Here is a 19,987-nt window from a genome sequence, read left to right as displayed (position 1 = left end):
GCCTTTTGGGCGTGGTTCTATAAATAATATCGCATACTATGTTTTTTATATTGTTTTTATTGTGCACGCAAGAAAATTTGATATAAAAATCATAGCATGCTATATTATTTTTAATATCCGTGAGATTTCAAAGAGATAAAACCTATGATTACACCTGATCAAATTCGTGCCGCCCGTGCTTTGAAGGGGTGGAGTCAGACGGAACTGGCGAACCGTGCCAATGTTGCCGTGCCATCCATTGCGAATATTGAACTTGGAAAACAAAAACCCTCTGCGCAGTTGCTCGACAAAATTTACGAAGCGTTTTTGTTGGCCGGCATTGTTTTTACTAAGCACGGTGTTGAAAAGCGTTCTTTTGATGAGCGCATCACAACATTTTCGCAGGAGGATTTCCCGGGACAGAACTTGTATTTAAGTGTTCTTGAGGATGTCTATTTGACGCTTAAGGAATTGCCTGAAGCAGAGCGTATTTGGTACGTTTTTGTGCCTATTGATGAAATTTCCCCCCCGGCGATTGTTGAGCAAATTCGAAAAATTCGCTCGGCGGGGATACAAATACGAAACATTGTGAACGAAGATGATACCTATTTAATGGGCGATCTGGGTGAATACCGCTTAATTCCCAAAAACTTGTTTGTGAACAGCATAAGCATGGTTTACGGAACAAAATTTGCGATGACATTGGATAGTAGTTTTGAGAAGCCGGAGCCTGGGGCCGTGATCATCATCAATGATGAAAATGCGGCGAATGCGCAAAGAGGGATTTTTGAAGTTTTGTGGCAGACTTTGCCAAAGCCAAAAAAATCAACGGCGCGGGAAAAATATTAAGTAGCCTTCAAGACATGCAAGATGATGCGGTCTGATGTTCCGTGGAATGTTTGCACGGCGTTGAAGCCTGCGGAGCGGCAGGCGCTGAGGAAAAACTCGGCCGGGAATTTGTAGCAATTGACCAGCGGGATTTTTTTATCCTTACGAACCGCAAAGGCATGATCCGCAATCTGGAATGTCGAGAGAGTTTTGGCCCGTGCGCCAAGAACTTGTACGTGCTCTTCTGCGTCCCATTCTGAATAAAATTCAAAATGGTCGGGATTAAAGTCGCGCGTTGGCAGGTCTCTTTTAATCCGATGGGTCAACGTCATGATATAGCGGGCAAGATCAGGGTGATTATATGCGGCATCCAGTGTCGTCTGGTTCTGGTTGATGTCCTGGGTAATGACCAGATAATCGCCAGCTTGAGCGTGTTTTCGCAGTTTTTTCAGATTGTTCGACAGTTCGAGGAGTGCTGAAGCTTTTCCACGGCCCAGATTGCACAACAGGCCGCCGAACAGAACCATGACTTTGGGAGAGCGTGCCGCGATGCTCAAGGTCTCCTCAAAGAAATCAGCCAGAATACCGCTGGATTCAATTTGCAACTTGTCTTGAACCAGCGCGGATGCGTTGTGAATGAATTTGTTGTTTACATCAACGGCCACATAACCCGATGGAGAAGACATTCCCGTCAGTATGGGAAATGTTTTTGTGATCACGGCCTTTTCTTCGCCGGGGCCAAGGTCAACGCACAGTGCATTTTTGGGTAGGATTTTTCCAATCTCTGTGGCAAGGCTTTGGATCAGCTGCGCTTCTTCGCTGATCAGGTAATAATCGCGTGATGTGTTTACAAAACGTCCCCAATGCTCACCACCGCGAACGGGATCGCTGCTGGTTTGGGGTTCATTGAACGCATACGGGTTCATATGCCCGGTGCGATAGCCCGAAAAAAGATCGATGCTGTCATTCAGGAAGCGGTTTTCTTCCTTCTTGCGCAAGGCGTGGAGAATGTCTGCATCGCTCAGGCTCCTCATTTCTGCGGAACCTCCGATTTTTTCCAGATTTCTTCAAATTGCTTGCGATAGGACGCTGCAATTTCTGGCTCGTTCAGGACATAAATGCGCGGTTCGTCACCGAAAACCATCATGCCGAGTTTGTCGCCATAAATGTAGAAGGGGACCGTGTAAAATGTGTTTTCTGGCATCCAGCGATAATCGGCGTAGTGCGACGCCGGAAAGAACGTGTCGCCGTGTTCGATCAAGATTTGATAGCGCACGCCCAGCTTCAGCATCCGTTCCGAGTGTTCATTCAGCTGGTCGCCTTGCCATTCAACAAACTTGCGTTCGTCGACGTTGCTGACACAGACGGTTTTTTCTTTTGATTTCTTAATTTCCGCGTACACATCGTCGTAAAACTCCAGAAAGCCTTCCTGGCCAATCAGGATTTCAACAGTGTGTTTCTTAACGCGCACACCCCCATCAATAAACTCAATCCCCGCATCCTCGAACGCTTCGATAATGGCGGCTTGGGTTTGGGGGGTGGGGTTGTGTTTGCCGGATTCGATGTTGCCAATGGACGGCGTGGCCATGTCGACCCGCTCGGCGAGGTCGGCCTGACTCCAGTTTTTTAAGGCCCGGGCGGCGCGGATTTGGTCTGCGGTAATGGCCACGGTGCGTCAAACCTCATAAAAGGGCAGTTTCCTGCGGTTTTCGTTAGTTCTGATGTTATACCTTATTTTTTATAGCGTTGGAACTTATTTTTTATCGAAAATAATGTTGACGCGCTATGGAAAACTATGGTTTATATCGTCTTACGTTTGGAATTATAGCGTTTATTGGTATCTCCCCATACACACACACCAATAAAGGCTGCACACACCAAACGCCGTGGATAGCTTCCCCCAAGCCCCACGATAAAAAAGACCCCTCGAAGGCCCACACACCTTCGGGGGGTCGCTTTTTGTGTGCTTTGCGCATGCACACTGGTCATCGGGCGCGGACATGGTATCTTTTCCATGATCTTTTTCGCGTAATCCCCCTTATGTCCCAGGAGTCGTGGCGCATGACCACTGAACAGCCGCAAACCACCCCCGATCAGCCGCAGGAGCGTGAACCGTTTCATTTGAGCGTGTTTGCAAAAATTCGCGGTTATTTCCTCGCGGGTATTCTGGTCACGGCACCGATTTCAATTACGCTGTATCTGACCTGGGTGTTCCTGAAATTTATCGACAGCAAAGTGTCGGCGATTATTCCCGCACATTATTATCCCGAAACCGCCGTGCCGGGGTTGGGGCTGATTATTGCGGTGGCGTTTTTTATCACCATTGGGTGGTTTGCGCGCAATTTCATGGGCCGTGTGGTCATCAATATCTCTGAATATATTGTCGATCGTATGCCCGTGATCCGCACGTTGTACGGTGCGACGAAACAGGTTTTTGAAACAGTGATGGGCGCGCAATCGCAAGCCTTTCGCGAGGCGGTCATGTTTCAATATCCGCGTCCCGGTATTTGGGCCATGGGGTTCGTTACGGGCACGACAAAGGGCGAGGTGCAGCGTTTGACGGATGATGAGGTGGTGAATGTGTTCCTGCCCACCACGCCAAATCCGACATCGGGATTTTTGTTATTTATTCCACGTAAAGATTTAACTTTCTTAGAAATGAATGTTGAAGACGCCATCAAGATGATTGTATCCGGCGGTATCATTACGCCGTCGGACCCCACATTAAACCCGCCGCAAGCCAAAAACGGAAACGGCAAGAAAAAATAATTGAGGAGACAGTGCATGACCGAATTTCGGGGAAAAATTTATGACTCGGTTGTCGATACAATTGGTGCAACACCGATGGTCCGACTCAAACGCCTGTCGGAAAAATACGGTGTTACGGCGGATATTGTCGCCAAGCTGGAATTTTTCAACCCGCTGGGGTCGGTGAAGGACCGGATTGGCTTTGCGATGATTGATGCGGCCGAGGCCGCTGGCGAAATCACCCCCGGTAAAACCGTTTTGATTGAACCGACATCGGGCAATACGGGCATTGCGCTGGCCTTCATTGCCGCCGCGCGTGGGTATCGTTTAATTTTGACCATGCCGGAAAGCATGTCGATCGAACGTCGGAAAATGTTGAAATTGCTGGGCGCTGAATTGGTCCTGACCCCGGCGGAGAAGGGGATGAAGGGGGCCATTGCCCGCGCAAATGAGCTTCAGGCCGAATATCCGGATAGTTTCATTCCTGGCCAGTTCGATAACCCCGCCAATCCGGCCATTCATGAACGCACAACGGCGGAAGAAATCTGGAACGACACGGATGGCATGGCCGATATTCTGATTTCCGGTGTGGGGACGGGGGGAACGCTGACCGGCGTGGCGCGTGTTTTGAAATCGCGCAACCCCGGCTTTAAGGCTGTTGCCGTTGAACCGGCTTCCAGCCCGGTTTTATCCGGTGGTGAACCGGGCCTGCATAAAATTCAGGGCATTGGGGCCGGGTTCGTGCCCTCCATCCTGCAAACCGATTTGATTGATAAAATCATCAAGGTTGAAAATGACGACGCCGTTAAAATGGCGCGTGACGTGGCGAAGGTCGAGGGCCTTCCCGTCGGTATTTCATCTGGCGCGGCCCTGTGGGCGGCCATTCAGGTGGCCAAAGATCCCGTGAATGCCGAAAAAATGATCGTTGTTATTATTCCGTCCTTTGCCGAGCGTTATCTATCGACCGTGTTGTTTGAGGGTCTGGAATGAAATTGATCACGGGATTGCAGAATTTTATCCGTTCCATCCGCGACCGCGATGCCGCGTGTCCAACATGGGCCGAGGTTGTGTTTTGCTATCCCGGCTTTCACATCCTGACAATCTTTCACCCACTGGCGCATTTTTTATGGGCGCATAAATTGCGCGCGCTGGCGCGGCTCTGGATGTATGTCGGGCGCTGGATCACAGGCATCGAAATTCATCCGGCGGCCAAGGTGGGCAAAAACGTCTTTATCGACCATGGTACGGGCGTCGTGATCGGTGCTACCGCAACAATCGGGGATGAATGCACGATTTACCATGGCGTCACATTGGGCGGCACTGGCCACGGCCCGCAATGCGGGAAACGCCATCCGGATATCGGCAATAACGTGATGATCGGCGCGGGCGCGCAAGTGTTGGGCCCTATCACGGTGGGCGATAACGCCGCCATCGGCGCCAATTCCGTCGTCACACGCGATGTTCCACCGGGCGCCACCGTGGTTGGCATTCCCGCCCGCATTACCGGGCAAAAGGATAAGGATACCGAAGTGTATTACGGCTTGCCTGTGGGCGATGCGGTGGATGATGACCGTGTGTCTGTGCGCGTTCTGGCCGAAAAATGGAAAGGGGCGGGGATATGAATTTTAGAGGATGTATTGTGAAGCCTTCTTATAAAAAATATTTTCTGTTTTCAATTACTTCTCTTTCAATTTTTCTTTTTTCCGTACAGGCATCTCATGCCTTTTTTGACTCTGGTAAAGATCGAGCAAGTGCAGAAATTGTGCTTGATGGCCGAACGTACACACGCGGTGATTTAATCGCCTCCTTACTAACTGCGGGATTTTCTAATCGTTTTTGGAATGACGATGTAGCACGTCGAGATGGATCATCTGCGTTCGGCGAAATGGTCGGTTCTTATATGAAAGACGAGCCTAGGGCTTACGAAAAAGATAAGAAATGGCATCCGTGGATGGCAGATCATATTCATCGGCCATATGGATGGCCGGCGTCCGGCGTTGTTAACAAATGGCAACGCTCGAAAGTTTCTGTCGCGTTTGGGTGGCCTGCTTACTCTCTGGCGTCGGTTGGTGATGGACGTAAAAGCCCTAGCATAAGCCCTTATAACGGGGTGGGGGCCGAGAATTTTTACGCTACGATTGAAAAGGCAGTCTTGCAAACCATTCCGCAAATTTCGGGGCAGGGGATTCCTGCTTTGAAATTCATGCGTTTGGGAGATTCAGATGATGCCACAGAGAATTATGCAAGAATCCGAATCGTTCCAACAAGTCTTATGAATGTTCGAAGCCCGAGTAACCCCGGGGTCGATAGCTATAAGATTGAATTTCAAGAGCGTATGTTTTGGGCTGGCGTTCCTCTTCAAATACCTGATCCATTGGTCGAGGCATATATTTTGCCAGATCATAATAACAACATTGATCTGGTGATTTGCAAAATCGATATATCCGCGACAGAAGATGATGTTTATCGAGTGGTTCCAAAGTGCCTTGTTAGTGCTCTGGGGTTGCCGGAATTATTTGATAAATCGAAATATTATACTTCTGATGTGCAACGGGATTCGCTGTTAGCGTATGATACGGTGAAAGGCCACCAGCCCGATGAAATATCCCGTACCGATGGAAAAATTATTTCAGTAACTGAGCGTGAGAAGTATTTGCTTAAATTGCTTTACTGCTCGGCAATAACGTCGGGCATGGATAAAGCAAGTGTTTTTCGGACTCTGGCTGAAAGCAGTCACTGTTGGTAGTATGCATAGGCTAACGATTAAAAAAGGGACGGAGTTTTTGCTCCGTCCCTTTTTTAATCTGTTTGTGTCGCCGTATTAAGCCGGAGCAAACGTGCGCTGATAGGCCGGTTTTTGTTCCGGTTCTTCTTCGTCGCGGGTTGCGTGGATCGGGCCGACGCCGTTTTTCTGGGCGAGCCAGGTTTGGATTTCGGATGTCAGGGTGGCAACGGTGGCCGGGTCTGCATCCGGGGCGTTGTTCACTTTCAAGCCGCATTCCTGTGCCACGATGCTCAAGATCAGGCGGTCATGCGTATTGCCGCGCACGTCAACGCCGTCTTCGCACAATGACGGGTCGACCATGGCGATCAGGGTCATTTCATAGGCCGTGGCGAAGGACACATCATTCTTTTGCGCGAAAATATGATCGCGGGAGACCGAGATCGCGTCGTCTGTGCCTTTGGCTTCGAAGGATTGTTCCAGCTCTACCGTGACGGTGACGGTTTTGGCCAGTTCTTCGACCATGTGGGTATTGACCGTTTCCAGTTCAAAGACTTTGCACAGGGCGCTTTGCAACTGTGCGATGCGGTTGAATGTCTGGTGCAGGGATTCGCGTTCCGGATCGGGGCGCAGGCTTTCGGCATCCACGGCGGCTTCGCCATTATTTTTTTCGGCCGGGCCAAATTCAGCTTCGATGAAATCATCGGCCTCATCACGGCGGGCGGAGCCAAAAGTTTCCGTGCCTTCTTCCTGATGCACTTGGTTTAAACGGATCAGGGCGTTCGCTGTCGCGTCTTCACGCAGGCGGCGATCGGCGCGCTCTTCTTCGGTTTCTTCTTCTTCCGGGCGACGGCGTACAAAGCCCACCGCGGTGGTGTCTTTTTCTTCGCCGTTATTGTCGTCCGGGTTTTGACCGTTTTGGGGAACCAGATCTGTCATGGCCTGCCTCTATATATAAAGCCGTTTTGGAATATGGAGCGCATCTTAATCAATTCGGAAAAAGGGCGCAAATTCTGTGCTCACCCGGACCTAAGGTATTGAATTGCTTGGTCTCTTTCAAAGAGATAAAGCAAATGGCGCAGGGCGTTGCCGCGCGGGCCTTTCAGGTCGGGGTCTTTGTCGATAATCAGCCGGGCATCATCCCGGGCGGTGGCCAGCAATTCGGCGTGCGCCGACAGGTCGGCCAGGCGGAAGGTGGGCAAGCCACTTTGCTTGGTGCCGAGAATGTCGCCACTGCCGCGCAGTTCCAGATCTTTCTCCGCGATCAGGAACCCATCTTCTGTATCGCGCATGGTGGCCAGCCGTGCCTTGCCGTTATCGGAGAGGGGGCCAGCATAGAGCAGGAAGCAAAATGATTTATCACCGCCGCGCCCCACACGCCCGCGCAATTGGTGCAATTGGGCCAGACCGAAGCGTTCGGCGTGTTCGATAATCATGATCGTGGCTTCGGGCACGTTCACGCCCACTTCGATCACCGTCGTGGCGACGAGGATGGACAGGTCGCCACGGGCGAATTTTTCCATCACCTCGTCTTTTTCCTGCGGTTTCAATCGCCCATGGACAAGGCCGACACGGTCGCCAAAGCGGGCCTGCAGAATATCAAACCGTTCTTCTGCGGCGGCCAGATCCATCACTTCGGATTCTTCAACCAGCGGGCAAACCCAATAGACACGGGCTCCGGCGGCAATCTGGCGGGCGACGCCGTCGATCATTTCATCCAGCTTGTCTTGCGACATCAGCCGCGTATCCACGGGTTTGCGCCCCGGCGGTTTTTCGTTCAGGCGGCTGACGTCCATATCGCCATAGGCGGTGAGGGTCAGCGTGCGCGGGATCGGCGTGGCCGTCATCACCAGCGTATCCACGCCGCGGCCCTTGGATGCCAGTTGCAACCGCTGATGCACCCCAAAACGATGTTGTTCGTCAATAACGGCGAGGCCAAGATCGGAGAAAATCACATCATCCTGAAACAACGCATGGGTGCCAATGACCACTTGCGCCGCGCCACTGGCAATTTGTTGCAGGAGCAGGTCGCGGGCTTTGCCCTTATCGCGTCCGGTCAAAATAACAAAGCGAACGCCCGCAGCATCCAGCCATGGTTTCAAACTTTGCGCGTGCTGGCGGGCGAGAATTTCGGTGGGGGCCATCAGGGCGGCCTGTGCGCCCGTATCAATGGCATTCATCATGGACAGGGCGGCGACAACGGTCTTGCCGCTGCCCACATCGCCTTGGAGCAGGCGGAGCATGCGTTCATCGCTGCCCATATCGGCATCGATTTCGACCAGCGATTGTTTCTGCGCCCCCGTTAATTCAAATGGCACGGCGGCCAGAACGCGGGCGCGGTGGGGGCCATTGATGTTGTACGCACGGCCATTCACTTTGCGTTGACGGTATCGCACCAATGACAGGGCCAATTGGTTGGCCAGCAATTCATCATAGGCCAGTCGTGCCCGTGCCGGGTGCAAAGGCGACAATCCGTTTTCGCCGGGTGGGTTGTGCAGTGTGCGTAACGCATCATCCCACGCGGGCCAATGCTGGCGCGCGAAATAGGCGGCATCTTGCCATTCCGGTAAAGGCGGTACGGCGGGCAGGGCGGATGTAATCGCCTTGCGCACGGCCTTGTTTGTGACACCAGCGGTCAGGGCATAGATGGGTTCGATGGTGGCAATTGAATCCTTGTCTTCCAACGCGCCCAACGCATCGGGGTGGACCATTTGCAATTGGCCCTGATACGCCTCGACCTTGCCGCTGGCGATGATAGTTGCGCCCAGCGGCATGTTTTTCTCGATGTAATCCTTGTGCGCGTTAAAGAACACCAGATCAATGGCCCCGGTGTCATCCGCGCATCGCACGCGATAGGGCAGGTTGCGCCGTGTGTTCGGCGTATGCTTTTCAACGCGCAGGGTCAGCGTGGCGGTTTTGCCGGGCAGGGCCTCGGCCAGTGTGGGTGCGTAGCGCCGATCAATAAAATCGATGGGCTTGTGCCAGAGCAGGTCGAGGATCTTCGGTCCCCCCACCAACTTTTCCAACAATTTTCCATTGCGCGGGCCGATGCCGGATAAAGCAGTCAAAGGCCGAAACAGCGGGTCCAACGCAAAGGGCCGCCCGATGGTTTTGGGCGGCGACGTGTCTTCGGCATGTTTGGCGGGCTGGGCATTCTCGGTCATGGGGGGATTTGACCAAAATATGGGGGGCGGGTAAAGTCGCCATTATGAACACACACCATTCCGAACCCGTTGACGATTTGCGCCGCCGCCTGATGTATCAATCCGATCATCGCGGAACCAAGGAAATGGACATTATTCTGGGCCGTTTTGCCCGGGCCTATGTACAGGGTTTTACAGAATCTGAGCTGGCGGATTATGCCGGGGTTCTGCAATTAAACGATGTCGATCTGTATAACTGGGTCACGGGGCAGGCCACACCGCCCGCCAATGTGATGACCCCGGTGCTGCAAAAGCTGATCGATCACAAAGTATCATCCGCCGATCTTTAGAATATTGTCGGGCAGATCAACCGGGCGGACGATAAAATTTGGTCCGCATGTTTGGCGGTTTTTTCGCTCAAAGCGGCTTTTTCGAAAATCTGATCCAGCGTGCGCAAATGCGCGCCGTGATGGCGGCAGGCTTTATATTCCTGTGAATGCGTGTTCGCATGGAACCGTTGCATCAAATTTTTGATTTTCGGGTCTGTAATCGTTTCCGTGTTGTGACGGCCCCACGCATAAAGGGCGGGTTTGATGATTTCGGATGTATAGGCATCCAGATCGACACCCTCGATCAACTTGGCCACGGTGCGAAAACGCAATTCCGCATAAGATTCCCAAATTTCCATCGGCGGGATTAAATCGCCTGTTTCATCTGCCGCGTGGAAACGGATGGCCAGTTGTGGTGCGTTCCAGTATGCAGGACCCTGCCACGAAAATCCGTTCACGGCGCGATAGGCGACATAGGCGTCAATAATGCGCGTTTTGTTGCTGGAATCATTGAATTTTTGCGCCAGGGATTCAAGCGCATGGGTGTCGGCGTACAGTTCTTCTTTGTACAAGGCGTGACGGGTGCCAAAATCAATTTTTTCGGTGGTGGCCTTCATGTGGCCGATTTCATGTGTGATGGACAGGAAATCGTTTTCGCGCTCACTGAGGGGCATTTGAATATGATGGGCGGCGATGCCCGATGAATTGGCCATTTCTTGCGCTGCTGAGATACCGCCCGATGGCTTGAGCATGAAGAAACCCAATATGGTTTCTGTCCCATTATCGTGGGGTTCTACAAATGTGACGCACTGTGCGCTGCGTTGCTGGGCGATGCGTTCCAATCCATCCATATCTGCGGCCGGGATATGGCGGCGAACATAGTCTTCCAAAAATTCCACGCGGTGGGAAATTTGATCATAGTCTATGGTCCCATCCGCATTGAGGCCCGGCATGTCATCGATGTGCAGGGAGCAGACGGGTACGCCCATCGTTGCCGTTAATTCTGCATCGGACGGAGTGGTCAAATCGGGGGCGGTTGCGGTCTTGGGTTCGGTCATGGGGCACCCATAGCAAACTGACCGATATTATGCCAATAAAACCGCCGCCCGCGCTTTTGTTTTTGACATAATAACCATTTTCGGGCATTTTCAATGGTGCATGTGCGTAATGGGCCTTCAGAAGGTGTGCAACCCAATGAAAATATTGGAAGTTTTAAAAGAAAAAGCCTTGGATGAGCAGCATCGCGCGGCGGATATTGCCGCGATCCGGGCGCAGGCGGCGCGGATGCATTTTAATGCGGTCGCGGGCAAGGCCGTTCAGGCCGTTGATCTGTCCGAAATTTTGAACCGGGCTGTGGCGCACGGGTTGGTCAACCGGACGGGCATGGAAAATTCTGGCCTGAAATACCCGCGGCGGGAGCGGGGCCTGCTGGCGGAAAACGCCACAGTGTCGGGCAAGGATGCCATTGATACCCTGCATCATATTTTCGTTCAGGCCCGCCGGGCCGATAACATCCTGAAAAACCCCAACGGCTATACGCTCAGCCCCTACCACCGCATCTATGGCGGCCGTGAAGAGGGGCGTGGCGGATGGACGCCGTTGTTCGACTGACCTTCACGTCGGAATTTGTTGAATATTCGCGGCGGCAATGGTTTATTGGCGCCGCAATATAACTCCCTTTGACCTGTAGCAGACTGGTGTAATGACATGACGACCAACAAAGAAACCATGACGATTGCCCATTGGGTTGCCAACTATGGCACGCCCGTCAAATCCGCCCAGGATTGGTGTGATCTGGTGGAACGCCAGTTGGAGCGCGCGAAGGCTGAAAAAGCCGATGTGCTGCTGATCCCGGAATATTGCTCCGAAGGGATGCTGCATTACGCCCCGGCCGATTTGCCTCCGACAGGGGAAGTTGAATGGATGGCGGACCAAGCCCAGATCGTTCAGCCGATTTTGCAGGAGCTGGTCAAGAAAACTGGTGTGGCCTTGGTCGCGGGCAGCATGCCGTGGCCGCATGACAGCGGCAATGGTTTCACCAACCGCTGCTGGTTCCTGTTCCCGGACCGCGAAGCAGCGTTCCATGACAAGCTGGTCATGACCCCGTTTGAAAAAGACCCGGCATCGTGGGAATTGGAAGTGGGCAAGGATGTGAAGATCATCGAATGGCGCGGGTTCCGCCTGTCCATCCTGATTTGCCTCGACATCGAAATGCCGATCCTGTCGTGCAAAATGTCCATGCTGGATATCGATTTGATTTTCGTACCGTCGCAAACGTCAAAACCATCCGGGTATCACCGCGTGTTCGGCTGTGCCAAGGCGCGGGCCGTTGAAATGCTGACCGCTTTGGCGGTTGTCGGTTGCGTAGGCGCTCCGACATTGGCCGGGAAAAAGCGCGATACGTATCACAGCGGTGCATCCTTGTACCTGCCGTGCGAAGAAGCGTTTGGTTACACGGGCATTTGGGCCGATATTGCCGTTTCGCCGGGTAACGATCTGCCGGGTGAAATGCTGATTTCCCGTGATGTGCCGCTGGGGCAAATCCGCGCGATCCGTCATGGCAAGCCGGAGGTTTGGCCGGGCCCGTGGAACGCCGAGGGCGTGGAAATTAAAGAAGCGGCTTAAATTCAGCCGCTTCTCCTTAAACGAATTTCAGGGATTGAACCGCCGCCTTGTCCAACAGGGGGGCGGTTTCCTTTTGCGGGGTGTTGTCGTTGGCGGCGTTGGCTCTCCATGCCGCCAGTTCCTGCATCATGTTCCGATAATGCTCGATGCGGTCATGCTCGAAATTGGGCAGGGCTTTGTTAAACTGCGCCTTCACGAAATCGAATGCTTCCTGTGGCCCGGCATATTTGCCATCAACCGGATAGTTGAACAGGGTCATATTGTCGCAATAATCCAGATGCGCATCCAGCGGCGGCTGGACATAGTTAAACGGCACTTCGCGCGCGCCCCATGACTGGAACAGGCGAATGCGCGCATTGGGGTCCATAACGTCGTTCGTGGCGTTAAAACGTGCAGGATCGTGGCATTCAACGAACACGCCGCGCAACGACGCGTTTTGGTTGGCGGAGAGTTGTTTCATGGATTCAATCCGGCTGTGGACCAGGATCTTGCCGATGCCTTCGCCCTTGGCCTTTGGGCACACGGCGTTATAGGCCAGCAAACCGACATGGGCCGGGTTGAAGTGATAGGCCACGGCAATGCCCTTGACCACGCGGTCCGGGCCGTTGGAGGTCAGATTGTTTCCGGCAATATTCACGATGGCTTGTACGCCGGGAACTGCGCCGCTCATCAAATCGTGGATTTGTTCCAGACTTTCACGCTCGTTCTGATCCGGGAAAGCCGGGATGTAGATTTCGGCGTAGGCTTGGGCAAGGGCGTTAAACAGATCCTTGCGGTCCTTCGTCACGTTGGCAAATTGCAGTCCCATACGACATATGTCCTGTTATTACGCAGTTGGATTGGTTGTTTTTCTGTCTGCTGCGGCACAGTATTTATCCCAATCTGATTTTTGTCGCCATCTTTTTTGCCATAGTGCACTGATTTTATTGGCGTATTTGCTGCACTGCAAAACGTGCCGATCCGGCGTGGTTTCAGGACTGAAAAAACCTTTGATCTGAATGGATTGGGGGGGTACAAAACCGCCTATGTCCGGCGCTTCTGAACCATCCTCCAAATCTGTATCAACCTTGCGGACCCTGTTCGGGGCACCCGAGGGGATGGATGCGCGCATTCTGGCCGACCGGGCGCGGGCGTTGATGCCCGATGACCGGGTGTTGATTCATGTCGCGATGGATGATGCCCGCGTGGCGGAGCTGGCCGACCTGCTGGGGTTCTTTGCGCCCGATGTGCAGGTGGTGCAGTTTCCGGCGTGGGATTGTTTGCCTTATGACCGTGTATCGCCCAACAACGATATTGTCGCGCACCGCGTGGCGGCGCTTGCAACCCTGATCCATTGGGATCAGCAGAAAGAACGCTTTCCGCGCCTCGTCCTGACCACGGTCAATGCGGTGACGCAACGCGTGACACCGCGCGCGGCGTTGGAGGGAGCCAGCTTCATTGCGCGCGTTGGCGAACGGGTGAATGTCGATGCGTTAATGAATTTCCTCGGCCAGAATGGGTATGTCCGCACCGATACCGTGCGCGAAGCGGGGGAGTTCGCGCAACGCGGCGGCATTATTGATTTGTTCCCATCGGGTTATGACGACCCGCTGCGCCTCGATCTGTTTGGGGATACGCTGGAGGGCATTCGCACCTTCGATCCCGCCAGCCAGCGCACGGATAAGAAGTTGTCACACTTCGCCCTGCGTCCCGCGACCGAATTTTTCCTGAATGACGATTCCATCGCCCGGTTCCGTGCGCGCTACCGCGATTTATTCGGCGTGGTGCGCAATGATGATCCGTTGTATGAGGCCGTATCATCGGCCCGCCGTTATAACGGCATGGATCATTGGTTGCCGTTGTTTTTTGATCAACTGGACACGCTGTTCGATTACGCCCCCGGCGCGTCCGTCACGGTGGACCATCTGGCCGAACAATCCCGCGCCGAACGTCTGGCGCAGGTGGAAGATTTCTACGCCGCCCGCCGCACATTGGAAGATTCCGCCAAGGATAAGAAGAAAGCGCGGAAGGAGGGCAGTGATGTGTCCCTGTCCGGCACCATCTATCACCCGGTTCCGGTGCATGATCTGTATATTGCCACCGATGAATGGCGTCGCTTGGCCGCCGATGAAACGCAATTATCGCCCTTCGGCTCTGCCGATGAAGCGGGGATGGATGATGCGGGCGGGCGCAAGGGGCGCGATTTTGGCGATATCCGCGCGCGCCCCGATGCCGACGTGTTCGGCGAACTGGCCAACCATGTCGCCCATTTGCGTGCGGAAAAAGGGCGCAAGATCGTCATTGCGGCCTACAGCTCCGGCTCACGCGAACGCCTGCGCAGTTTGATGACCAATGCGGGGTTCGCCAATTTCAAGGATTGCGACCATTGGGATGATGTGAAATCGCTGAACCCCGGCCAGACGGGCATGGCGATTTTAACGCTGGAAAACGGATTTGTGTCCCCCGATCTGGCGATTTTGACGGAACAAGACATCCTCGGCGACCGCATGGCGCGCCGGAAGCAGAAGAAGCGCAAGGCGGATAATTTCCTGACCGAGGTATCGTCGCTGACGCCTGGCGATCTGGTTGTTCACGTCGATCATGGCATTGGCCGCTTTGACGGGTTGGAAACCATTTCCGCCGCCGGGGTCGTGCATGATTGCCTGAAAGTCGTTTATGACGGTGGCGATAAATTGTTCGTGCCCGTGGTGAATATCGAGGTTTTGTCCCGTTTCGGCAGTGACGAGGGCACGACCCAGCTTGATAAGCTCGGCGGGGCCGGGTGGCAGGCGCGTAAAGCCCGCGTGAAAAAAGATTTGATGCGGATGGCGGAGGGGCTGTTGAAAATCGCCGCCGCCCGCATGATGCAGCGAAGCGAAAAACTGCATGTCAGCGATGGCATCTATGACGAATTTGTATCCCGTTTCCCGTATCAGGAAACCGACGATCAATTGCGGGCCATCATGGATGTGATGGACGATTTGAACACGGATCACCCGATGGATCGTCTGGTCTGCGGCGATGTCGGGTTTGGCAAGACGGAAGTGGCCTTGCGCGCGGCCTTCATCGCCGCCATGTCGGGGGCGCAGGTGGCGCTGGTCGTGCCGACCACGCTTCTGGCACGCCAGCATTACCAGAATTTTATGAAGCGCTTTGCCGGGCTGGGTCTGCGCATCGAACAACTCTCCCGTTTCGCCAGCGCCCGTGACGCGGCAAAGGCAAAGGATGGTTTGCGGGACGGGGATGTGAATATCGTCATCGGTACGCACGCTTTGTTCGCCAAGAGCGTGAAATTCAAAAATCTCGGCCTGCTGATCGTGGATGAAGAACAACGGTTCGGCGTGAAGCAGAAAGAGTATTTGAAAGAAATAAAGACCAACGTCCACGTCCTGACCCTGACGGCCACGCCGATTCCGCGGACATTGCAAATGTCGCTGACCGGGGTGCGGGATTTGTCGTTGATGGCGACGCCGCCGGTGGACCGACTGGCCGTGCGGACGTTCGTCCTGCCGTTCGACCCGGTCGTGATCCGCGAGGCCTTGTTACGCGAACATTATCGCGGTGGGCAAAGCTTCTATGTCTGCCCGCGCATCAAGGATCTGGACGAGGTCGAGCGCATGCTGAAAGAGCTGGTGCCCGAGGTGAAGGTTATCGCCGCCCATGGCCAGATGAGCACGCAGGAACTGGAAGACCGCATGACAGCCTTCTATGACGGGCAATATAACGTTTTGCTGGCCACCAACATCATTGAAAACGGGATTGATATTCCGACGGCGAACACGATCGTCATTCATCGCTCCGACCTGTTCGGCCTGTCCCAGCTTTACCAAATTCGCGGGCGCGTGGGGCGGTCGAAATTGCGGTCCTATGCCTATCTGACCTACGCCCCGGACCAGAAATTGTCGGCCACCGCGCAAAAGCGGCTGGAGGTGATGGAAACGCTCGACACGCTGGGCGCGGGGTTCCAGTTGGCCAGCCACGATATGGACATTCGCGGGGCCGGGAACTTGCTGGGCGAAGAACAATCCGGCCATATTCGCGAAGTGGGTGTGGAATTGTACCAGCAAATGCTGGAAGAAGCCGTGGCCGATGCGCGTGCGGGGTCCGAACTGGGTGCCGCGCCACATGAAGAACGCTGGTCCCCGCAAATCAATATCGGCACATCCGTCCTGATCCCCGAAAACTATGTCGAGGATCTGAACGTGCGGATGAGCTTGTATCGCCGTCTGTCCGAACTGGAAACAAAATCGGATATCGAAGGGTTCGCCGCCGAACTGATCGACCGTTTCGGTCCGGTGCCGGACGAGGTGGAAAATCTGTTGCAGATCGTCGAGATCAAACAACTTTGCCGCGCCGCGCATGTGGACCGGGTCGATGCCGGGCCAAAGGGGGCCGTCATTGGCTTCTATAAAGATGCGCCGCCCAACCCGGTGGCCATCATGCAATGGCTGCAATCCAAAGCCGGATCAATCAAACTGCGCCCGGACCAGAAATTGGCCGCCGTGCGCTCCTGGGACCGCCCCGCCCACCGGGTGCAGGGGGTTCAGGGCTTGATCCGTGAGCTGGCCGGGTTGGCAAACACCTGAAATCGCTATGTTGCACCGCCCTGTGACCGCCTTGCTGAAGGCTGTGCGGGCGTGCGAAAATCTGCCTGTTTTCACCATTATACGGATCAGGGTTTTCACATGACCAACACTGTCGCGCTGGATCGGGCCTCAACAACGGATTCGGATTTTCTCAACGAACTTGAAAATTTGAAACAGCGCTTCGCCGCGATGAAACCGGAATTCGAAGTCACCGTGCGCGACCCCGCGCTCGGCGTCGAAGGGCACGTTGTGGTGTGGAACACGAAGATCAGCGCGGGCGGGCCGCTGCAATTCTCCGGCAAGGGTGGCACGCGCATTACGCCGACCCTGACCTTGGACGAAGTGCGTATGTTGGCGCGGACGATGGCGTTGAAAAACGCGGCCGCTGGTTTGCCGCTGGGCGGGGCGAAGTCAGGGTTGTGCGCCAATTCATCCGCGGATGGATTTGAAACCCAATATCGCCGTTTCGTGTCGCTGTGCAAACCGTTCCTGCATGAAAATGGTGGGATGTTTGGCGGGTTTGGATTTGATATTGGCGGAAAGCCGGAACACGCGTTGTGGGCGTGTGACGAATTGCAATCCACGCGCAGTTTTACGGGCAAACCCGTGCATATGGGCGGCACCGACTATGACCGTGAGGGCATTGCCGGGCTGGGCGTTGCGACGGCGGCCAAAGCCTTTCTGGACCTAAACAAAAGCGATATTGCCGCCACGCGCTTTGCGGTGCAGGGCATGGGGGCGATGGGGGCTGCGGTTCTGCGCTATTTCGGTGACCATGGCGCGCAACTGGCATCCATGGCCGATCCGAAATATGGCGGCACATGGGTGTTTGAAAAACCATTGTCGCATGATCTGCGCGATGCGCTGGTTCGTATGGATTTTGACAAGGCGACGGCGTTGTTGCCGATGGAAGGAACCTTAACGTCGGTGGATGCAGCGGATGTGTTGTATCACGATGTTGATGTCGTCTTCCCCTGCGCGGTGCAGAATGTGATTACGGATGAAAATGTGGGCCGTGTCCGCGCCCGTCTGGTGGTGGAGGGGGCGAATGGTCCGGTGAGCGACTCCGCGCGTCTGGCGTTGCATGACCGGGGCGTGATGCTGATCCCTGACTTTATTGCCAACCCGGGCGGCATCATTGCGGCCTTTGTCGAGCTGACCCATGCGGCGGGGGACAAGGTGGCGGCGGCCAAATCCATGACCATTGCGAAGATCACGGACAATGTCGGGCGTGTGGTCGATCTGGCCGCTCTGCACAATGTGGCCCCGGTTCAGGCGGGGCTGTATCTGGCGCTTTCGCGAATTTTTGATTTAAAAACAGTGGGTTAATGTTTTGGTTCTTCCCGGTTTTGACGCGGGCGCAAACTGTGTCAAACTGGAGGAAGGATCAAAGACAGGCCGTCGGAGGGCCAGACCATGAGCCGTGAATATGCCGAAAGCCGCATCCGGGAGGCCCTGCGCCTGTCACGCGGAAATGCAACCAAGGCCCGTCAGCAAGTGATCGCGTGGAGTTATGAAGACCCGCGCCTTCTGATGGCGTTGGCCCAGCCGCATTTAACCGGCATCGTCGCCCACGCGGTGAACCGTGTTGTTGAACATCCGGAAGGCGCGATTATCGATGAAGATATTCCCGCCACGCCGCGCACATTGGATATGCCGCCCGACACGTTCGGCAAAGAAATTTTGAAAGCGTTGTCCGGTGCGGGCACAGCCATTTTCGGCCATGAAAGCGGATCACCCGCCTTATCCGGTCGCCGGAAAAAGGCATCGCAATCGCATATTGATGCATTGAAGAAACTGGCGGGGCGCACGCCTCCCGCTGATAAAAAGTAAGTGTAAGTATTTTTCAATGCCCAAATCAAAACCAAAACCCAAACAAACTGCGTCCCCCTCTATGACTCCACTCGAATGGTTTAACGCCCGCCATGCGTTGCGCACGGCCTTTTTGTCACGTGCCGGGTGGGGGGATGCCAGCATTCATCCTGTGGGCGAAGATTCCGCTTTTCGCCGTTATGTCCGCCTGCAAAAGCCGGATGGCGAAACGCGCGTTTTGATGGAGGCGATGCCCGATGGTCACCCGATGGCGACGCCCGGGCATTCGATTCAGGATTTCCTGCGCATCAGCACCTATCTGCGCTCCATCGGCCTGTGTGCGCCGACGGTCTATGACACGGATGCGGCGGAAGGGTTCGTGCTGATCGAAGATTTCGGCGATGTGTCCTTTAAACGCGCCATGGAAACAAGCGTGGCAACACGCGAAGACCTTTATGCCCTGGCCACCGATGCCCTGATCGCCTTGCGTCAGCGGGCGAAGGACGGGGACATCAAGCTGCCCGATTATTACGCCAGCCACGTGCATACGGGCCGCCGCCGTCTGGTGGATTGGTATATGCCCGCAGCACTGGGGCAGAAGAATATTGACGGGATCGTCGATGATTATTTGGCCGCGTGGGACAAGATTGAAAAATCCCTGCCGCCGGTGCCGCGTGGGTTCCTGCATATCGATTACCATTTCGAAAATCTGATGTGGTTGCCGGGGGCGCGTGATTTGAACCGTTGCGGCATTCTTGATTTTCAAGGCGCGATGACCGGGCCGGTTCCGTATGATCTGGCGAACTTGCTGGAAGATGCGCGGGTCGATGTACCCGTTGATCTGCGCAATGCCATGCTGGATCGGTATTGTGCCGACATGGCGGATGATGAACGCGACGCGTTCCGCGCATGGTACCGCGTGCTGGCCACGCAATTCCATTGCCGCGTGCTGGGGCAGTTTATCCGTCTGGCTGTCCGCGATGGCAAGGATCGGTATCTGGCCCACTTACCGCGCGTGGCCGGGTATATTCGTGATGGTCTGAACGACCCCATTCTGGCCCCCTTGGCCGATTGGGCGAAGGGCGCGGGGCTGGATTTCACCGTCATCCCGGCCATTTCCAAGGATACGGCGAAACTGATCCGTCCGGATGCGTTCTAGGGCGTGTTTTTACGCTTGGACGCTGTTGCATCGCCACAATTCCCATAGTAAAAATTCCGGGTCACTTTTACCGGATG

General features: G+C 54.6%; 19 protein-coding genes. 12 read left to right on the top strand and 7 right to left on the bottom strand.

The window, feature by feature from the left end:
• Nucleotides 1-144: 144 nt before the first annotated feature.
• Nucleotides 145-828, top strand: coding sequence for a helix-turn-helix domain-containing protein (locus ACSC94_RS05840; protein ID WP_435642108.1), 684 nt, complete (start codon nucleotides 145-147; stop codon nucleotides 826-828).
• On the opposite strand, the gene ACSC94_RS05835 is transcribed toward ACSC94_RS05840, so the two are convergent.
• Both ACSC94_RS05835 and ACSC94_RS05830 read right to left on the bottom strand, forming a co-directional pair.
• Entirely contained in the window at nucleotides 825-1,841 is a 1,017-nt protein-coding gene (locus ACSC94_RS05835) for an L-histidine N(alpha)-methyltransferase (protein ID WP_435642107.1), read from the bottom strand. The genes ACSC94_RS05840 and ACSC94_RS05835 overlap by 4 nt on opposite strands.
• Nucleotides 1,838-2,476 carry a helix-turn-helix transcriptional regulator gene (locus ACSC94_RS05830; protein ID WP_435642106.1) on the bottom strand — a complete coding sequence of 213 codons (639 nt, stop codon included), beginning with the start codon at nucleotides 2,474-2,476 and terminating at the stop codon, nucleotides 1,838-1,840. Before ACSC94_RS05830 ends, ACSC94_RS05835 begins: the two co-directional genes overlap by 4 nt.
• A gap of 392 nt (nucleotides 2,477-2,868) precedes the next feature.
• Here ACSC94_RS05830 and ACSC94_RS05825 point away from each other — a divergent pair, with 392 nt between their 5' ends.
• Genes ACSC94_RS05825 through ACSC94_RS05810 form a run of 4 tightly spaced genes read left to right on the top strand, consistent with a single transcriptional unit; the run spans nucleotide 2,869 to nucleotide 6,301 of the window.
• Complete coding sequence (locus tag ACSC94_RS05825; protein WP_435642105.1) at nucleotides 2,869-3,576, top strand: DUF502 domain-containing protein; 708 nt, start codon at nucleotides 2,869-2,871, stop codon at nucleotides 3,574-3,576.
• Between the two features lie 15 nt (nucleotides 3,577-3,591).
• Nucleotides 3,592-4,545, top strand: a complete 954-nt coding sequence (gene cysK / locus ACSC94_RS05820; protein WP_435642104.1) for a cysteine synthase A — start codon at nucleotides 3,592-3,594, stop codon at nucleotides 4,543-4,545.
• Nucleotides 4,542-5,177, top strand: a complete 636-nt coding sequence (gene cysE / locus ACSC94_RS05815) for a serine O-acetyltransferase (protein WP_435642103.1) — start codon at nucleotides 4,542-4,544, stop codon at nucleotides 5,175-5,177. Before cysK ends, cysE begins: the two co-directional genes overlap by 4 nt.
• Complete coding sequence (locus ACSC94_RS05810) at nucleotides 5,174-6,301, top strand: hypothetical protein (RefSeq protein WP_435642102.1); 1,128 nt, start codon at nucleotides 5,174-5,176, stop codon at nucleotides 6,299-6,301. The genes cysE and ACSC94_RS05810 overlap by 4 nt, the downstream gene beginning before the upstream one ends.
• A gap of 75 nt (nucleotides 6,302-6,376) precedes the next feature.
• On the opposite strand, the gene ACSC94_RS05805 is transcribed toward ACSC94_RS05810, so the two are convergent.
• The gene (locus ACSC94_RS05805) at nucleotides 6,377-7,216 is read right to left on the bottom strand and encodes a hypothetical protein (RefSeq protein ID WP_435642101.1); all 840 of its coding nucleotides are present in this window, start codon (nucleotides 7,214-7,216) and stop codon (nucleotides 6,377-6,379) included.
• Nucleotides 7,217-7,296: 80 nt separating this feature from the next.
• Nucleotides 7,297-9,441 (bottom strand): ATP-dependent DNA helicase RecG, encoded by a 2,145-nt coding sequence (gene recG, locus ACSC94_RS05800; protein WP_435642100.1) that lies wholly within the window; start codon nucleotides 9,439-9,441, stop codon nucleotides 7,297-7,299.
• Nucleotides 9,442-9,485: 44 nt separating this feature from the next.
• Between recG and ACSC94_RS05795 the strand changes: the two genes are divergently transcribed.
• On the top strand, nucleotides 9,486-9,770 hold the full coding sequence (locus tag ACSC94_RS05795) for a succinate dehydrogenase assembly factor 2 (protein WP_435642099.1): 285 nt from the start codon (nucleotides 9,486-9,488) through the stop codon (nucleotides 9,768-9,770).
• Here ACSC94_RS05795 and ACSC94_RS05790 read toward each other — a convergent pair.
• Nucleotides 9,767-10,807: a hypothetical protein gene (locus tag ACSC94_RS05790; protein WP_435642098.1), complete on the bottom strand. Its 1,041-nt coding sequence runs from the start codon at nucleotides 10,805-10,807 to the stop codon at nucleotides 9,767-9,769. The genes ACSC94_RS05795 and ACSC94_RS05790 overlap by 4 nt on opposite strands.
• Before the next feature lie 136 nt (nucleotides 10,808-10,943).
• Here ACSC94_RS05790 and ACSC94_RS05785 point away from each other — a divergent pair, with 136 nt between their 5' ends.
• The gene (locus ACSC94_RS05785) at nucleotides 10,944-11,360 is read left to right on the top strand and encodes a hypothetical protein (RefSeq protein ID WP_435642097.1); all 417 of its coding nucleotides are present in this window, start codon (nucleotides 10,944-10,946) and stop codon (nucleotides 11,358-11,360) included.
• Nucleotides 11,361-11,456: 96 nt separating this feature from the next.
• Nucleotides 11,457-12,374, top strand: coding sequence for a nitrilase-related carbon-nitrogen hydrolase (locus tag ACSC94_RS05780; RefSeq protein WP_435642096.1), 918 nt, complete (start codon nucleotides 11,457-11,459; stop codon nucleotides 12,372-12,374).
• Nucleotides 12,375-12,390: 16 nt separating this feature from the next.
• Here the strand turns inward: ACSC94_RS05780 and ACSC94_RS05775 are convergent, their stop codons facing one another.
• A complete protein-coding gene (locus ACSC94_RS05775) occupies nucleotides 12,391-13,182 on the bottom strand; it encodes a hypothetical protein (protein ID WP_435642095.1) in 792 nt (263 codons plus the stop codon).
• A gap of 18 nt (nucleotides 13,183-13,200) precedes the next feature.
• A complete protein-coding gene (locus ACSC94_RS05770; RefSeq protein WP_435642179.1) occupies nucleotides 13,201-13,485 on the bottom strand; it encodes a hypothetical protein in 285 nt (94 codons plus the stop codon).
• Here ACSC94_RS05770 and mfd point away from each other — a divergent pair.
• From mfd to ACSC94_RS05750, 4 genes are all read left to right on the top strand, one after another.
• Entirely contained in the window at nucleotides 13,400-16,939 is a 3,540-nt protein-coding gene (mfd, locus tag ACSC94_RS05765) for a transcription-repair coupling factor (protein ID WP_435642094.1), read from the top strand. The two genes, ACSC94_RS05770 and mfd, sit on opposite strands and share 86 nt — an antisense overlap.
• Before the next feature lie 99 nt (nucleotides 16,940-17,038).
• The gene (locus tag ACSC94_RS05760) at nucleotides 17,039-18,268 is read left to right on the top strand and encodes a Glu/Leu/Phe/Val dehydrogenase dimerization domain-containing protein (protein WP_435642093.1); all 1,230 of its coding nucleotides are present in this window, start codon (nucleotides 17,039-17,041) and stop codon (nucleotides 18,266-18,268) included.
• 87 nt (nucleotides 18,269-18,355) lie between these two features.
• Entirely contained in the window at nucleotides 18,356-18,772 is a 417-nt protein-coding gene (locus ACSC94_RS05755; protein ID WP_435642092.1) for a hypothetical protein, read from the top strand.
• 61 nt (nucleotides 18,773-18,833) lie between these two features.
• Entirely contained in the window at nucleotides 18,834-19,910 is a 1,077-nt protein-coding gene (locus tag ACSC94_RS05750) for an aminoglycoside phosphotransferase family protein (protein WP_435642091.1), read from the top strand.
• The last annotated feature ends 77 nt before the right edge of the window (nucleotides 19,911-19,987 follow it).

This window comes from Micavibrio aeruginosavorus, assembly GCF_051245535.1.
In the GTDB taxonomy this organism is placed as follows: Bacteria; Pseudomonadota; Alphaproteobacteria; order Micavibrionales; family Micavibrionaceae; genus Micavibrio; species Micavibrio aeruginosavorus_D.
The sequence above is the reverse complement of the archived record's forward strand: the minus strand, read 5'-3'. Positions and strand labels throughout refer to the sequence as shown.

What these genes read in the sequence shown, in the direction of transcription:
- ACSC94_RS05840 (WP_435642108.1), top strand. Translation starts at nt 145, where the DNA reads ATGATTACACCTGATCAAATTCGTGCCGCCCGTGCTTTGAAGGGGTGG.
- ACSC94_RS05835 (WP_435642107.1), bottom strand. Translation starts at nt 1,841, where the DNA reads ATGAGGAGCCTGAGCGATGCAGACATTCTCCACGCCTTGCGCAAGAAG.
- ACSC94_RS05825 (WP_435642105.1), top strand. Translation starts at nt 2,869, where the DNA reads ATGACCACTGAACAGCCGCAAACCACCCCCGATCAGCCGCAGGAGCGT.
- cysK (WP_435642104.1), top strand. Translation starts at nt 3,592, where the DNA reads ATGACCGAATTTCGGGGAAAAATTTATGACTCGGTTGTCGATACAATT.
- cysE (WP_435642103.1), top strand. Translation starts at nt 4,542, where the DNA reads ATGAAATTGATCACGGGATTGCAGAATTTTATCCGTTCCATCCGCGAC.
- ACSC94_RS05810 (WP_435642102.1), top strand. Translation starts at nt 5,174, where the DNA reads ATGAATTTTAGAGGATGTATTGTGAAGCCTTCTTATAAAAAATATTTT.
- ACSC94_RS05805 (WP_435642101.1), bottom strand. Translation starts at nt 7,216, where the DNA reads ATGACAGATCTGGTTCCCCAAAACGGTCAAAACCCGGACGACAATAAC.
- recG (WP_435642100.1), bottom strand. Translation starts at nt 9,441, where the DNA reads ATGACCGAGAATGCCCAGCCCGCCAAACATGCCGAAGACACGTCGCCG.
- ACSC94_RS05795 (WP_435642099.1), top strand. Translation starts at nt 9,486, where the DNA reads ATGAACACACACCATTCCGAACCCGTTGACGATTTGCGCCGCCGCCTG.
- ACSC94_RS05790 (WP_435642098.1), bottom strand. Translation starts at nt 10,807, where the DNA reads ATGACCGAACCCAAGACCGCAACCGCCCCCGATTTGACCACTCCGTCC.
- ACSC94_RS05785 (WP_435642097.1), top strand. Translation starts at nt 10,944, where the DNA reads ATGAAAATATTGGAAGTTTTAAAAGAAAAAGCCTTGGATGAGCAGCAT.
- ACSC94_RS05780 (WP_435642096.1), top strand. Translation starts at nt 11,457, where the DNA reads ATGACGACCAACAAAGAAACCATGACGATTGCCCATTGGGTTGCCAAC.
- ACSC94_RS05775 (WP_435642095.1), bottom strand. Translation starts at nt 13,182, where the DNA reads ATGGGACTGCAATTTGCCAACGTGACGAAGGACCGCAAGGATCTGTTT.
- mfd (WP_435642094.1), top strand. Translation starts at nt 13,400, where the DNA reads ATGTCCGGCGCTTCTGAACCATCCTCCAAATCTGTATCAACCTTGCGG.
- ACSC94_RS05770 (WP_435642179.1), bottom strand. Translation starts at nt 13,485, where the DNA reads ATGCGCGCATCCATCCCCTCGGGTGCCCCGAACAGGGTCCGCAAGGTT.
- ACSC94_RS05760 (WP_435642093.1), top strand. Translation starts at nt 17,039, where the DNA reads ATGACCAACACTGTCGCGCTGGATCGGGCCTCAACAACGGATTCGGAT.
- ACSC94_RS05755 (WP_435642092.1), top strand. Translation starts at nt 18,356, where the DNA reads ATGAGCCGTGAATATGCCGAAAGCCGCATCCGGGAGGCCCTGCGCCTG.
- ACSC94_RS05750 (WP_435642091.1), top strand. Translation starts at nt 18,834, where the DNA reads ATGACTCCACTCGAATGGTTTAACGCCCGCCATGCGTTGCGCACGGCC.